This window comes from Methylophaga sp. UBA1464 (assembly GCF_002325665.1).
GTDB lineage: Bacteria > Pseudomonadota > Gammaproteobacteria > Nitrosococcales > Methylophagaceae > Methylophaga.
This window is the reverse complement of record NZ_DCSO01000027.1, coordinates 1-892: the sequence shown is the minus strand read 5'-3', so window position 1 is coordinate 892 and position 892 is coordinate 1. Positions and strand designations below refer to the sequence as shown.

At 47.6% G+C, this 892-nt stretch carries 2 protein-coding genes; both read left to right on the top strand.

The genetic code is table 11. The features are described 5' to 3' along the window. Positions 1–351, top strand: a 351-nt coding sequence (locus B3O33_RS02790; RefSeq protein WP_292362881.1) for an HAD family hydrolase, incomplete at its 5' end; no start/stop codon positions are given. Then, positions 335–892, top strand: a 558-nt coding sequence (locus tag B3O33_RS02785; RefSeq protein WP_292362880.1) for an aminotransferase class I/II-fold pyridoxal phosphate-dependent enzyme, incomplete at its 3' end; no start/stop codon positions are given. The genes B3O33_RS02790 and B3O33_RS02785, both read left to right, overlap by 17 nt.

Sequence of the window (892 nt, the reverse complement as noted above, 5' to 3'; positions counted from 1 at the left end):
GAAGATGCCTTGAATTGGTTTGACTGTATCGCGGCGGGAGATATTGTGCCAGCCAAAAAGCCTGCTCCTGATATTTATCATTATTGTATGCAACAGTTGCAGCTTATGGCTGATCAATGCCTGGCGATTGAAGATTCGGCAAACGGTTTGTTATCAGCCCGGTCTGCCGGTTTAACCACACTGGTTACCATGAACGCCTATACTGCCAATGAAGATTTCAGCGATGCTGTTTGCGTCGTTGATCAACTCGGCGAACCCAACGCTCCCTGTTCAGTTTTAGCGGGGTTACCTATCGATAATGATTACATAAGCGCCCAGTCAATTCAGGAATTACATGCCCAAGCCAATTAACATCACACAACGTGCACAGGATATTAAACCGTTTCAGGTAATGGATATTCTGTCGCAGGGGAAAGTTCTGCAGGCGCAGGGCAGGGATATTATTCACCTGGAAATTGGTGAGCCGGACTTTCTGACGCCTCAGCCAATTATTGATGCAGCGATGGCTTCCTTAAAAAAAGGCGACACGTTCTACACGCCGTCGCTTGGGTTGATGGCGTTACGGGAAAAAATTGCAAACTGGTATCAACAACAATACGGGCTCACCATTTCACCCCGCCGCATTGTTATTACTCCTGGAGCATCCGGTGCATTACTGTTGGTGATGGGCGCTTTGTTAGAAACCGGTAAACATTTACTGATGACCGATCCGGGATATCCCTGTAATCGCCATTTTGCCCGGTTCGTCGAAGCCTCAGCCGTTTCGGTTCCAGTCGGTGCAGATACCGCTTATCAATTGTCCTCAGAGCATATTGAAAAATACTGGAATCAGGACACGCAAATGGCCCTGGTTGCTACACCATCTAACCCAACCGGCACCATTATTGATAAA